This is a genomic window from Gammaproteobacteria bacterium (genome assembly GCA_015709615.1).
GTDB lineage: Bacteria > Pseudomonadota > Gammaproteobacteria > Burkholderiales > Nitrosomonadaceae > Nitrosomonas.
Genome location: CP054179.1, coordinates 2,983,723 through 2,996,435 on the forward strand (window position 1 = coordinate 2,983,723; position 12,713 = coordinate 2,996,435).

Below are 12,713 nucleotides of genomic sequence, written 5' to 3' on the forward strand. Positions count from 1 at the left end.
TTGATTATTGTGATATCTTATTGTTTCTATTAATATTAATTCTAACTGCGTCTGCCAATATTTGTCAGATTTGTTACGTTCTTGCTGATTTCTAAGCTCGTTAGGCGATTAAATTATTGCATAATTAAATACAGTTAAATTTCAATGGAATTGAAAATGCAATCTATAGCATACGATGCTAAATCTAAGTTGATTAGCGAATTTTTTGAACGTGATACGAATCAATTGCAGAAGGATTATCCTTCGATTGTGGAAATTAATGTTCCGAAAAAAACTTTTCTTTACCGCCAAGGTGATCGTTGTTCCGATTTATTCTGGATAAAAAGCGGTATTGTTAAACTTTCTCATTTAACCGAACAGGGGAGTGAAATCACCATTGATCTGCTTAAGAAAGGGGATGTCATTGGTTGTTTTCAGAATAACTCCCTTGACCAGGAAATGGAGGAGACTGCGCAAGCATTGGGTGAAGTGAATTACTATCGAATAGCCTATAGCGATTTTAAAGCGATGATGTCTCATCAAGCGGAGTTGGCTTGGTATGTCATTGAAGATATGTATGCCCGGAAGCAAAGGGTGGAACGCAAACTAACAACTATTCTGACTCAACCCGTTGAAATGCGCGTTATCACGACATTGTTAGAATTGGCCGGAATGTTTGGAATACGATGCACGCATGGGTATACCTTGGAAATCCACTTGACCCAGCAAGAAGTGGCGGATTTAGTGGGAGCAAGCCGCTCGGTCGTGAGCACGGTTTTGAATGATTTCAGAAATCGCGGAATGCTTGATTACACGCGCGATCAGATTTGCATTAATGATGCGGCTCTTGCCGATTCTTGCGAATTTCAGCAATCCTGACGACTTGGAATTTTGTGAGGAATATGTAGATTTGTTGTGCAGATAACAGACATCAATGACCGCACTGTATTAATTTATTGATCATGGTGACTATCGGAGTGACCAAAAATTAATACAGGAGCGTTCACATGAAAGTAATCTCGCCGCGCATACACGGTTATTTTGATTTTTTGACTGTCTTTATTTTTTTACTGGCCCCTACACTTTTAGGATTAAGCCAGCTATCAGCAATGCTAGCCTATGGCCTTGCCGTAGTACATTTGATTGTTACCCTGGCTTCCGATTTTCCTTTTGGGGTAGTTAAGCTCATTCCATTTACCGTTCATGGCTGGATTGAGCGCATGGTTGGCCCTTTGTTGATAGCCGTCCCCTTTATTCTTAATTTTTCGGATGAAGAAGCGGCAAGGAATTTTTATATAGCGATGGGTATCATCATCATCGTTGCCGGTATGCTGACCGATTATCAAGCTGAAGTAAGAGACCGGGAAATCAAATAAAAATTAGCGGCAGTAACGCCATTTGATCACACATAAACCGCCGGATATTGAGTTTTCCCTTCCGCCTCCAGAGGCCACAGAATTGTTGGCTCAGCGGAATCATCGAATCAATCCGGAATGAACTTCAGCACATTGCCGTTGATGCAATAGCGTTTATAGCTCGGCGGCGGGCCGTCGTCGAAGACGTGACCGAGGTGTATGCCGGAGCTGGCGCTGCGGACTTCGATGCGCTGCATGCCGTGAGAAAAATCGTCGTGCAGCGTTACCGATCCTTCGACGGGATCGAAAAAGCTCGGCCAGCCGGTGCCGCTGTTGAACTTTGTCTGACTGAGGAAAAGCGTGGCGCCGGTGATCGGATCGACAAACCGTCCGGGACGTTTTTCATCTAGGTTGGACGCGGTAAACGGCGGTTCGGTGCCTTGTGCAAAGGCGATTTTTTGCTGTTCCGGTGACAGCAGCTGAAACCCCAGCCACTTCCAGAAATTAGCTTTTTCCCCGTTGTACCCCGTGTAGCGGGCGGCTTCCTGGCCGTTGCGGAACAGTACGATGGTCGGTGTCGCAAATAGCGGTTTTTCCAAATTCCAGCCAGCCGGTGGGTTGGGGTTCATCGTTGTCGCCACTGGCACGGTTGCTTGCCACTGATTAAGTACTTCCTTGTCGAAAAGCTTGCAGTACTCGCAATGCTCGGCCTCAAAAATCACCAATTGCTGGGCAAAGTTTAAATCCTTGCCATCCAGCGGTTTTATGCGTTCGGCGGTTGCGGGGTTCCCTGTGAAATCATTTTTTGCGGCTTTCTGATCCGTTGCAGGGTATTTCACACCCGTGCCGCCCAGGCCGCAGTAGCCGTTGGGATTTTTTCGTAAGTAATCCTGATGATATTCCTCGGCGGTGATGTAATTTTTCAGCGGCAGGATTTCCGTGGTGATTTTTCCGTACCCGGCGGTATCCAGCGCCTGTTGATAAACTTTTTGTGTGCTCAGCGCAAGGTTCTTCTGCGATTCGTCGTGAAAATAAATGGCGCTGCGGTAATTGCTGCCGATGTCGTTACCTTGGCGGTCTCCTTGCGTCGGGTTGTGGTTTTCCCAGAATTTCGCCAGCACGGTTTCGAGCGTTACTTTTGCCGGATCGAAAGTGACCTTGATCACTTCGGCATGATTGCGTGCCGTTGTCCGGCCCGCGCTTAACATCCGCTCATGATTCAAAATCTGCTGATAACCAACGCCGGGAAGATCGCCGCCCGCGTAGCCGCTTTCCACGTCGAGTACGCCTGGAATCTCGCTCATGCGCTTCTCCGCGCCCCAGAAACACCCCATGCCCAAGACGATGAAATCGGTTTTCGTAGTACTGTTCGGATTTGATGTTACAGAGTTGGATGTCACGGTTTTCTCCATTGCAAATACCGTCATGGCAAATATCATTAAGATGACTGCAATCATAGCTTTCATTGTGTGCCCCGGGTGCAAATTATGGTGATTTTTCGACATTCCGCAACAGTTTCGGTTCAAGGAGTGGGACGCACGGAACAATACCAGTCAAAGTTCGTGATGCGATTTGGGAATCGCTTCCGAGGGACTTCCGGGCTGCGGTGTCACGGCATGCGTGACGGGAGGATGCGTTGTTCCCTGGTGCAAAGCGAAAATTTTATCCTGCAACATTTTGTCGGCTGCGGATACGCGGGCATGCTGACGCAGGTGATCGATCCAGGATTCCGCCATGAACATTTCGATGAAGCGCCCGCGCTGTTCGATATCCTCGAAGTATCCCCATTGAATCGCGCCGTCGCGGCGGCGGATTGTTCCTAGCTCCCGGATCAGCGTAAAAAATTCATCGCGATCCTTGTCCGCGATGCGGTATTCCAGCGTCACCAGCACCGGGCCGCTATCATGAGCAGCCGCAGTAGCCGCAACCGGTTCCACCCAGTGTCCCGAAGGCGTATGGTCATGATGCTCGCCCAGATTGAGCGTGAAGCGATGAGTGATCGGAATCAGGGCAAGCGCCAGTAATCCCGAGGCGATCAACGATGTCGATAGATCGCTGACGATCGCTACTTGCCCCCAACCCAGCGATCCGGCGGCCATAGCGCCGAAAACCGCCATCTGAAAAATAGCCAGGCCGCGCGCGCGAACCCAATCCGGCAACGCGACTTGCGCCGAATAGTTCAGTGTCGAAACCGCAATGATCCAGGATACGCCGCCGATGAACCCCGCTAAAATGCCGAACACCATGTGGCGGCCGAGCGCGAACGTTATCAAGCAAAACGCGGTACCGAGTATCGCCAGTATCAAGTTGGTGTTTGCGCTGTAGCGTTTCCGCAGTTGCGGCAGCAAGAATGCGCCGGCTACCGCGCCGAGTCCCAGTGCGGTTAACAAAATACCGTAGAGATCGGGGCCGCCTTGCAGCGTTTCTTTTGCCACGATCGGGAGCAATGCCCAGTAAGCGGATGCGCAGGTGAAAAATGCCAGCGCGCGGATCAAGGTGTAGCGCAACGGTTTGCTGTGCAACGCGAAACGGATTCCGGCCCGCAGCGCGCCGCTCAGATGCTCGCGCGGCAAGTTATCCGTTTGCGTTGCGGTTGCGCGCCACCATAGCAGTGCCGCCGCGACTGCAAGATAAGACAGGGCATCGATAAATACCGTCGCCATCGCACCGGCTGCCGCCAGCACAAAACCGCCCAGCGCCGGGCCGGTGGCGCGGGCGATATTCATGCTCACACCGTTCCAGACAATGGCGGATGCCAGTTCGTCGCGCGGCACCAGACGCGGCACAATCGCTTGCCAAGCCGGTGACGCAAAGGCGGTTCCGACTCCGATCGAGAAAGTGAACGCCAGCAGCAACCAGGGGCTGGTGATACCCAGCCAAAGCAGTGCAGTAAAAATAAACAGCACAGCCGCCAGGAAAATTTGCGTCCAGAATAACAGCTTGCGGCGGTTGAAAAGATCGCCGAGCACGCCTGCCGGCAACGCAAATAGGAAAATCGGCAACGCCGTCGCCGCTTGCACCAGCGCAACCATCAGGGGCGAGGGCGACAGCGCCGTCATCATCCAGCCGGAAGTGACATTGAACATCCACGTACCGATATTCGAGATCAGCGTGGCCAGCCACAGAACGCTGAAAACGCGATGCTTGAACGGTGAGAATACCGATTCCGGCATTTTAGTTGGTACGCGGAAGGATGCCGGAGATTTCGGAGTCGCGTTTAACCGGCGTTACTACCTCGCTACTGAATAAAATCATGCTAGGTATATTGGCGGTCATGGTCTGAGGCTCCTCTTTGCGATGACAACAGTGAATTTGAGATCGGAAGTTTGCTTGGGTTCACTCCATCGAATGAACGCGCTAACCGTCCGGCGCAGCTTGTTTTATCGCGCTGCATACCGCCGCGCCAGCAGCAGTCCCGCCAGACTGAACATTCCCGCCATCGTTAAATAAAGGCCGACGATGGCTGTGCCGCCGAACTCGCTCAGCGCTTGCGCGGCGACCGGGGCGACCGCGCCGCCCAGGATGCCGCCGGCATTAAAAGCAACGGATGCGCCGGTATAACGCACCCGTGGCGGAAACAGCGACGGCAGCCAAGCGCCGAGCGGGCCGTAAACAAAACCCATCACGAACAGCGCGAATGACAGGGCTATCCATACCAGCCAGAGCGAGCCGGAACCCAACAGCGGTCCGAACATCATGCCCATGCCGATGGTTGCGACGCATCCCCATGTCAATACCCGTGCCGAGCTGCTCGCATCGGCCTGGACACCCGCGGCGATAATGCCGAGCACAAGGAATACAGTGGCGGCAAGCTGAACAGCCAGAAAAGTCTCGCGATCATATCCCAGCGCGGTTGTGCCATGCGCGAGTGCAAACGCGGTGGAAAGGTAAAAAATTGCAAAACAAGCAACTACCGCGAAAGTTCCGGCAAAGGCTGCGAGTGCGTGGTTGCGGATCAATTCCCCGATCGGAACCGGGATCGGCGGATCTTTTGCCAGTGCTTGCGCAAACTCGGGCGTTTCATTGATCTTCAGACGCACCCATAAACCGAGTCCGACCAGAATGGCGCTCGCCAGAAACGGAATGCGCCAGCCCCACGCGGCAAAGTCCGCTTCGCTCAATCCCATGCCCAGTAATAAGAACAGCCCGTTGGCGGCAAGGAAACCGACCGGCGCACCCAGTTGCGGAACCATGCCGAAGCGTGCCCGCCACCCCGGAGGCGCATTTTCAACCGCCAATAATGCAGCACCGCCCCATTCTCCGCCAAGGCCAAGCCCCTGGCCAAAACGCAGAATACACAGCAGCAGCGGCGCAATCCAGCCGGCCATGGCATACGTCGGCAGGAACGCGATCAGCAGGGTTGATACACCCATCAGCAGCAGCGATGCCACCAAAGTCGATTTTCTGCCGATCCGGTCACCGTAATGACCGAATAACACCGCGCCAAACGGACGGGCGATGAACGCAAGGCCGAAGCTCAAGAACGACAGCATCAACTGCGCGGCCTCGGAACTGGCCGGGAAGAACAGCGGCCCGAACACCAACGCCGCCGCCGTCGCATAGATGTAAAAATCGTAAAATTCGACAGCGGTGCCGACCAAACTGGCGACAAGTATGCGGCGGTGCTGGCGATACGGGCTGATCATGACCGATTTTCCTTAGAATGTTGCGGAGTTTTGTAAAAAAATCGCAGAGTATTTCATAAGAAGTTAAGTTATTCAAACCTTCATGGAACTTGACGGCATTATGGAAGTTAACAAGGCGGCCGGGTTGTCATGCCATTCTGCAACAGGGGGCGGATAATGCATTGAGCAGCGGAATGGAAGGAGTGTGAATTTTCTTACATGTTGGATTGCACATCGATAACATTCCATTTCTCTGATTGTATGCCAATGATTTCCACTTCAATTTCTAAATTAAATCGTAAATTGTTCGTATCTAAAAAGGGTATAGGATTATTCTGATCATAATTCCTATGCCTTTGAGAGATTCATCTTATATAAATGGAGCGAGTTATATGAAAAATAGATTTAGACTTTCTGCCGCAGCAATGTCGTTTGTGGTGTGTGGCAGTGCAAGCGCCAGTGTGATTACGATTGAAACCGGTTTTTCATCCGCAGGTGCGCAGATAGACGCTTTAGCCTACCGGTCTCTGGTGGACTCGGCGGTTGCTATTCCGGCATTCGGTTACGGAAGTACAACGGTTGCGGCATACGATAATATTTCCAATCATGGGTTGTTTCCAAGTGGCTCTTTCACCGATATTGCTTTTAAGTCTACTGTTGATTTTTATGTATCCCCGGAAAACGCTGGTTCATGGCAAATCCGCGCAGGCGTAGATTTCGGTCACGGTGGTGCGATTTTTGTCGATGGTGTGGCATATGACTACAAGACAAACGACATGTGGTGGGCTGGCAGTTACAGCGATTCATCACAATATCTGAGTATCAATTCATTAACACTTGCCGCTGGCTACCATACACTCAATCTGTACGGTATTGAGGGGTGTTGCGATGGCTTTCAGCAAGCGCAATACCGGATTGGTGGTACTGGCGATTTCGTAACATTCAGCGCGAGTGATAATTTATCTCCTGTGCCAGAGCCCGAAACTCATGCCATGTTGTTAGTTGGGCTTGGATTGATAGGTTTTGCTGTTAGGAATAGAAAATCAAACGTTTAGTTTGAACAAGGAATCCTTGCGATTTGCAACGCGGGGATTCTTTCTTTAGCATTATTTCGAAAGGATTTTTTGGTGTTGCTGGATAGCGTCGTCATGAATTTTCTAATCAGAGCGCGAAGCAACGAGTCTGGGCGGCGGCACGGAAAGAAGAAAAGTTCTTGGTGCAGTAGGTGGCGATGCCGCTGAGAAAATCAAACCGGCTGCCCGGATAGCGGGATGATTTCCGCCCCCTTACAATGCTTCGATTTGGTTATGCCACCAGATCATAATTCTCTTTCTTTTCGGTAAGTATTCCACACGGTTGTATGCGCCACGGACGTCATTCCGCTCATTGTGCGGGGCTAAACAGACCGGATTCATTGAGTACCGCACGAAATCCGCTGAAAGACACTGAAGCCGTTGGTTGAAGTGGAGCCGGTACTGGGCGGGTGGTAGGTTTGCTGTTATTTGTGAACTTTTTGTGAAGAATTCATCTCTCATGGCTGGGTTGTGCTTCTACAGAAGGCGATTCAAAACTCATTAATTGAAAAGTTGGGAGAATAGTAATGAAAAAATACCTTTCAGGATATCTGCTTAAGTTAATAATCATTTTAATGGGGTTGTCGGCAGGCTTAACATTTGCTCAAACCAAGAAAGTGGAGGGATACCAGACTTCCCAGCTTGAATTGAAAGAAGTTCAGAAACAATTGATGGAGAAATTGACGAATGAGGATAGAGAGAATTTAAGAATGTCCCAGAAATATTGGAACCGGTTTAAAAATGCGGATTGTAGGAGCGCTAGAATAGGAGACGAAGCATTTAGCTGCCTTGAATCGCGAACCTTGGAACGGATTCGGCACCTCAAAGAACGCTTAAGCAAGTTGGAAAATCAATCAACGTGATATGTGTGCAACTGCATTTATTTGCAGTTGCACATCGCTTTAAGTTTGATTGCTGTTTTTCGATCATAAATACTGACCAAACACATAAATAATGTAGGCTAATCTACGGGAAGGCGGGATTCGAACCCGCTTATTATTTTTATAACTTCATGTTTATAAATTAAATTGATAATCGTTGCTGACTATTTGCTGACCAAACATTTCCAGTGCTTTGCTCCCTTGCTGTTCATCCGTCTTAATCCATCGAGCATAAGTTCTGGTTGTAACTAATACGTCTCCGTGCCCCATTTGATTCGATACCCAGGCCAGATTCTCCCCGGCAGAGAGCATCATCGATGCGTAGGTGTGGCGCGTTTGGTAGGGGTTCCTGTAGCGCACACCAGCGTCTCTCAACAGAGGTATCCAATATCCTTTCCTGATTTGCTGATCGCCAGTCCACTGCTTACACGCTGCCGGATTAATAAAAACTTTTCCGCCTTGCAGTAACGTGTGGCTTTTCTGATCGATCAATGCTTTTTCAACCGGCGGCAGCATATCAATTTCACGCTTTCCTGATTTTGTTTTTGTTGTTTCATTGATGCGGCCGGCATTGGTTATTGCTTTGTTCACACTGATTTTCTTGCATTTCCAGTCAATGTCTGACCATTCAAGCGCGATCAATTCGTTGGTTCTCATCCCCGTCCAAAAGAATGTAATGATCTGATTTTTTATTGCGCCAGTTGTGGCGTTGATTATCGCTTGCTGTTCTTCCTGGGTGAACGGGTCGACATGGCTGGGTTTGTAAGAAATCTCAGGGTTGTTTACAGAGAGGTTGATTGAAATAAGCGAAGAGTATTTCATAAGGGGTAGCATTATTCAAACTCTTATGAGGCTTAACGGTATTGTAGAAGTTAATGAAACGGAGAAGCTGAATGCGTCGATCGGCGCTGTCTTTAAAGTGAATCTTACTGTGCCACATATCCATCAGGGTGCGGATAACCCGCTCAGCTTTACCGTTGGTTTGCGGACGATTGATACGGGTAAACTTCTGACCGATACCGTGTTGCCTGCAAGCTTTGACGAAAGCATGGCCGTCAGTTCCTTTAAATTCTTTGCCGTTGTCAGAATAAGCATAGTCGATCTGGTAAGGACATTGAGCAACAGTGCTTGTGAGAAAGCAAGCTGCACTATGCTGGGTTTTATCGGGAAGATATCGGCATACAATTCCCTGGAGAAATCATCGATGGCCACAAACAGGTACTCGCGAGGTTTATTGGCAGACTGTCCTTTCAATAATGGAAGCCGCTTGGTATCGAGGTGAACGAGCTCGCCCGGATAAGATTTGTTATAGCGCTTCGCTTCACGCTTGAGACGTTCCTGGATGGTTTGCTCTACTTTAGCCAAACGTTTGAGGCCATACTGCAGTGTCTTGAAGCGCTGATTGGTACTGCTACGCGGAGTAAATTCCTGGAGTCTGGCTCGTTTCAGTACGTCATAAATCGTTGGCCGGCTGACGTGAAAGTATTCTGCCAGCTGAACTACCTTCCACAGCCGGGTTTGATACAGCCGCCAGATTTCCTGACGATCCAATAATGTTAAACGAGTGCGTTTGTGTATGTTCATCTACAGTATTCTCCTGAATACTGTAAACAACGCTAGAAATTCTTACAGCGAATACCTGTAAGCAAGGTTCTTGCCTGCAGGTTTCGCGAGCGGGACTCCATTTGGTGAATGGATAGGAGTGAGAGAAAGTGCACTAGGCCAAGGATTATTCCAGCCATCCGGCTACGCGAGTGCGCTGGCTGGTGCGGTATGTCATGAAACTCGAGAATAGTAAAACATGACAATTTCATTATTTCATCCTTTGGAAAATTTATATGTACGTGGAAACACTTATATTTCAAAATCTATTTATTTCCTCAAATCCCTGATTATTAATTTTATTACTATGAAAATCATCCCGATCGAAATAACGCAAAGAATAAATGCCAATAAAGCCTTTGTCGTTACTAAAAAGGTACAAACACTGAAAACCAGTTCACACGGCCATTCGAAAAAACTCATTTCATCCTATCCTTATATGTAAGAATTTCTAGCGTTGTTTACAGTATTCAGGAGAATACTGTAGATGAACATACACAAACGCACTCGTTTAACATTATTGGATCGTCAGGAAATCTGGCGGCTGTATCAAACCCGGCTGTGGAAGGTAGTTCAGCTGGCAGAATACTTTCACGTCAGCCGGCCAACGATTTATGACGTACTGAAACGAGCCAGACTCCAGGAATTTACTCCGCGTAGCAGTACCAATCAGCGCTTCAAGACACTGCAGTATGGCCTCAAACGTTTGGCTAAAGTAGAGCAAACCATCCAGGAACGTCTCAAGCGCGAAGCGAAGCGCTATAACAAATCTTATCCGGGCGAGCTCGTTCACCTCGATACCAAGCGGCTTCCATTATTGAAAGGACAGTCTGCCAATAAACCTCGCGAGTACCTGTTTGTGGCCATCGATGATTTCTCCAGGGAATTGTATGCCGATATCTTCCCGATAAAACCCAGCATAGTGCAGCTTGCTTTCTCACAAGCACTGTTGCTCAATGTCCTTACCAGATCGACTATGCTTATTCTGACAACGGCAAAGAATTTAAAGGAACTGACGGCCATGCTTTCGTCAAAGCTTGCAGGCAACACGGTATCGGTCAGAAGTTTACCCGTATCAATCGTCCGCAAACCAACGGTAAAGCTGAGCGGGTTATCCGCACCCTGATGGATATGTGGCACAGTAAGATTCACTTTAAAGACAGCGCCGATCGACGCATTCAGCTTCTCCGTTTCATTAACTTCTACAATACCGTTAAGCCTCATAAGAGTTTGAATAATGCTACCCCTTATGAAATACTCTTCGCTTATTTCAATCAACCTCTCTGTAAACAACCCTGAGATTTCTTACACCTAAGGAATATATATTTGAGTAGGTTTTTTTATCAAAGACTCAGCAGGGATGCCTAGTTGCTGGTGTAGTTTCTGAATCATTCGTAGCGTTAATGCGCGTTTGCGGTTTAAGACTTCATAGACGCGATTGCTTTTCCCAATCATCGGTTCAAGATCTTTGACTGTTAAGCCTTTCTGTTCCATTTCAAATTTAATGGCTTCGACAGGATCGGGGAGGTCAAGTGGGAAGTGCTTATGCTCATAGGCTTCGATCAGCGTTACCAGAATATCCAGTTTTTCACCTTCCGGCGTATTGAGTTCTGCCGTCATGAGCGATTCCACTTCTTTTAGCGCAGTGCGGTAATCGGCATCGGTTCTGATGGGTTTGATGTTCATATTGTTGTTCCTGATACTAAATCGTTTGTGCATCGATTTGATCGTATTGGGCATGTGTTCCGATGAAACGGATATAAACGATGCTGTAAGCGTAGTTGATCCATACCACTAGCCGGTATTTATTACCGGCAATATTGAATACGACTCTGCCATCTTTCAGGATACTGGCATTTTTGAAATCCGCCTTGACTTCCGCGGGTGTTGCCCAGTTAGCCTTTAATGTATGTCTGTACCAAGCGAGTGTAGGCTGAATCGCATCGGCGTAAGATGGATCATCTTCCCAGAATGCCTTCAAGCTAGACAGAGCAATGATTCTCATGGGTGAGATGTTAGTCCCGTTTTGGGACTTTGGCAACTATTTTGATGAAGGAATCCATCGACCATAAACTTTTCTGATCTGCCCCCAATCCTTATGTTCCATTTGCTGGGCGACCCAAAGAGGATTTGCACCACTTGAAAGCAGCGTGGATGCGAAAATATGTCGTGTCTGGTAAGGATTGCGATATTTTATTTCTGCTTTCTTGAGTACCGGAATCCAGACTTTTTTGCGGATCGGCTGATCGTTTCTCCACGGTTGGCTGGTATCCGGGTCGTGAAAAACGGTTTCATTCTGTTTTTTTGTGAAAGCTTTCTGATTGAGCAGGGCTTCTCTGGCTTGCGGCTGTAATGTGACTTCCCGTTTTCCCGATTTGGTCTTGGTTTCTTTCAGTTGTCCTCTGACATAAGCGCTTCTGACAAATACTCGGTTATTTTCAAAGTCCACATCCTGCCAGCGAAGCGCGATCAGTTCAGAAGTTCTGAGACCTGAATAAAAGGCGAACTGAATCAGGTTTTTTACTTGGCCGGTGAGTTCGTTCAGGATTTTTGTTACTTCCTCTTGCGTAAACGGTTCGGGTTCACGGGTTTGGTTGGGCAGGTTTTTAACTCTTTGCAACGGGTTTTTGTCGATGATTTCGTCATGGTAAAGCTCTTCAAACATTTGGCTCAGTGGAATCAGGATGTTGCCTTTGCGTTTGTTGGAACAGGTGAGTTCCGACAGCCATTCCTTGACTTTGCTCGCGGTCAGTTCGGCAATAGGCAGATCGACAAAAGTAGGGATCAAATGATAATAAATCGCGCTGTTATAGTCTTGCAGCGTACTTTTCTGCAGCTTGGCTTGGTTGCGTTGCAGCCAGTTTATTATTGCTTCTTTAATCGTGTAGCGATCAGGGCGGGTTTGCCTAAATTCCTTGGCTTTCTTGCTGTATGGAAAGTGCTTGGAATAATCAAAAGTACCGATACTGATTTCATACAGTATGGCTTGCCGCTTAAGCGCTAGCTCTTTTTGTGCGGCTTTGGTCGGCGGAATAAGGATAGTTTCCCGGCAGCGTACGCCTTGATAAGTAAAGGCGATCTGTACGCTATTGCCGCGAATCGTTATGCCTCGCTGCCTTGCATCCATGCGTATGCTGTCTTTGCGATGATGAAGATTCGGCCGTTTGGCGCTTTGTTCCAGTGAATTTTGTATCGCCA

Annotated in this window: 11 protein-coding genes and 2 pseudogenes; 5 read left to right on the forward strand and 8 right to left on the reverse strand. The window is 48.4% G+C overall.

Going from position 1 to position 12,713, the window contains the following annotated elements; translation table 11 throughout:
• Positions 1–144: 144 nt before the first annotated feature.
• Both HRU77_14260 and HRU77_14265 read left to right on the forward strand, forming a co-directional pair.
• A complete protein-coding gene (locus HRU77_14260; protein QOJ21741.1) occupies positions 145–858 on the forward strand; it encodes a Crp/Fnr family transcriptional regulator in 714 nt (237 codons plus the stop codon).
• A gap of 128 nt (positions 859–986) precedes the next feature.
• The gene (locus HRU77_14265) at positions 987–1,355 is read left to right on the forward strand and encodes a hypothetical protein (protein QOJ21742.1); all 369 of its coding nucleotides are present in this window, start codon (positions 987–989) and stop codon (positions 1,353–1,355) included.
• A gap of 107 nt (positions 1,356–1,462) precedes the next feature.
• Here the strand turns inward: HRU77_14265 and msrA are convergent, their stop codons facing one another.
• The 3 genes from msrA to HRU77_14280 all read right to left on the reverse strand — a co-directional run bounded on the left by msrA (position 1,463) and on the right by HRU77_14280 (position 5,980).
• The gene (msrA, locus tag HRU77_14270) at positions 1,463–2,800 is read right to left on the reverse strand and encodes a peptide-methionine (S)-S-oxide reductase MsrA (protein QOJ21743.1); all 1,338 of its coding nucleotides are present in this window, start codon (positions 2,798–2,800) and stop codon (positions 1,463–1,465) included.
• Between the two features lie 87 nt (positions 2,801–2,887).
• Positions 2,888–4,507 carry an MFS transporter gene (locus HRU77_14275; protein QOJ21744.1) on the reverse strand — a complete coding sequence of 540 codons (1,620 nt, stop codon included), beginning with the start codon at positions 4,505–4,507 and terminating at the stop codon, positions 2,888–2,890.
• Between the two features lie 207 nt (positions 4,508–4,714).
• Positions 4,715–5,980, reverse strand: a complete 1,266-nt coding sequence (locus HRU77_14280; GenBank protein QOJ21745.1) for an MFS transporter — start codon at positions 5,978–5,980, stop codon at positions 4,715–4,717.
• 371 nt (positions 5,981–6,351) lie between these two features.
• On the opposite strand from HRU77_14280, the gene HRU77_14285 reads away from it, so the two are divergent.
• A complete protein-coding gene (locus HRU77_14285) occupies positions 6,352–7,014 on the forward strand; it encodes a PEP-CTERM sorting domain-containing protein (GenBank protein QOJ21746.1) in 663 nt (220 codons plus the stop codon).
• Between the two features lie 545 nt (positions 7,015–7,559).
• Positions 7,560–7,895 (forward strand): DUF1311 domain-containing protein, encoded by a 336-nt coding sequence (locus HRU77_14290; GenBank protein QOJ21747.1) that lies wholly within the window; start codon positions 7,560–7,562, stop codon positions 7,893–7,895.
• A gap of 153 nt (positions 7,896–8,048) precedes the next feature.
• Here the strand turns inward: HRU77_14290 and HRU77_14295 are convergent, their stop codons facing one another.
• Both HRU77_14295 and HRU77_14300 read right to left on the reverse strand, forming a co-directional pair.
• On the reverse strand, positions 8,049–8,735 hold the full coding sequence (locus tag HRU77_14295; GenBank protein ID QOJ21748.1) for a site-specific integrase: 687 nt from the start codon (positions 8,733–8,735) through the stop codon (positions 8,049–8,051).
• Positions 8,686–9,497, reverse strand: a pseudogene (locus HRU77_14300) (transposase family protein). The gene HRU77_14295 and the pseudogene HRU77_14300 overlap by 50 nt, the downstream one beginning before the upstream one ends.
• Positions 9,498–10,002: 505 nt before the next feature.
• Between HRU77_14300 and HRU77_14305 the strand changes: the two are divergent.
• Positions 10,003–10,814: pseudogene (locus tag HRU77_14305) on the forward strand (transposase family protein).
• A 12-nt stretch (positions 10,815–10,826) separates the two neighbouring features.
• Here the strand turns inward: HRU77_14305 and HRU77_14310 are convergent.
• From HRU77_14310 to HRU77_14320, 3 genes are read right to left on the reverse strand one after another with little or no spacing between them, the layout of a single operon-like run.
• The gene (locus HRU77_14310) at positions 10,827–11,201 is read right to left on the reverse strand and encodes a transcriptional regulator (protein ID QOJ21749.1); all 375 of its coding nucleotides are present in this window, start codon (positions 11,199–11,201) and stop codon (positions 10,827–10,829) included.
• Positions 11,202–11,217: 16 nt separating this feature from the next.
• Positions 11,218–11,520, reverse strand: coding sequence for a type II toxin-antitoxin system HigB family toxin (locus HRU77_14315; GenBank protein ID QOJ21750.1), 303 nt, complete (start codon positions 11,518–11,520; stop codon positions 11,218–11,220).
• Between the two features lie 36 nt (positions 11,521–11,556).
• Positions 11,557–12,642 carry a site-specific integrase gene (locus tag HRU77_14320; protein QOJ22201.1) on the reverse strand — a complete coding sequence of 362 codons (1,086 nt, stop codon included), beginning with the start codon at positions 12,640–12,642 and terminating at the stop codon, positions 11,557–11,559.
• Positions 12,643–12,713 lie beyond the last annotated feature (71 nt).

Bases quoted from the DNA above. Each gene is read 5' to 3' on its own strand.
- HRU77_14260 (QOJ21741.1), top strand. From the start codon at position 145: ATGGAATTGAAAATGCAATCTATAGCATACGATGCTAAATCTAAGTTG.
- HRU77_14265 (QOJ21742.1), top strand. From the start codon at position 987: ATGAAAGTAATCTCGCCGCGCATACACGGTTATTTTGATTTTTTGACT.
- msrA (QOJ21743.1), bottom strand. From the start codon at position 2,800: ATGAAAGCTATGATTGCAGTCATCTTAATGATATTTGCCATGACGGTA.
- HRU77_14275 (QOJ21744.1), bottom strand. From the start codon at position 4,507: ATGCCGGAATCGGTATTCTCACCGTTCAAGCATCGCGTTTTCAGCGTT.
- HRU77_14280 (QOJ21745.1), bottom strand. From the start codon at position 5,980: ATGATCAGCCCGTATCGCCAGCACCGCCGCATACTTGTCGCCAGTTTG.
- HRU77_14285 (QOJ21746.1), top strand. From the start codon at position 6,352: ATGAAAAATAGATTTAGACTTTCTGCCGCAGCAATGTCGTTTGTGGTG.
- HRU77_14290 (QOJ21747.1), top strand. From the start codon at position 7,560: ATGAAAAAATACCTTTCAGGATATCTGCTTAAGTTAATAATCATTTTA.
- HRU77_14295 (QOJ21748.1), bottom strand. From the start codon at position 8,735: ATGAAATACTCTTCGCTTATTTCAATCAACCTCTCTGTAAACAACCCT.
- HRU77_14310 (QOJ21749.1), bottom strand. From the start codon at position 11,201: ATGAACATCAAACCCATCAGAACCGATGCCGATTACCGCACTGCGCTA.
- HRU77_14315 (QOJ21750.1), bottom strand. From the start codon at position 11,520: ATGAGAATCATTGCTCTGTCTAGCTTGAAGGCATTCTGGGAAGATGAT.
- HRU77_14320 (QOJ22201.1), bottom strand. From the start codon at position 12,642: ATGGATGCAAGGCAGCGAGGCATAACGATTCGCGGCAATAGCGTACAG.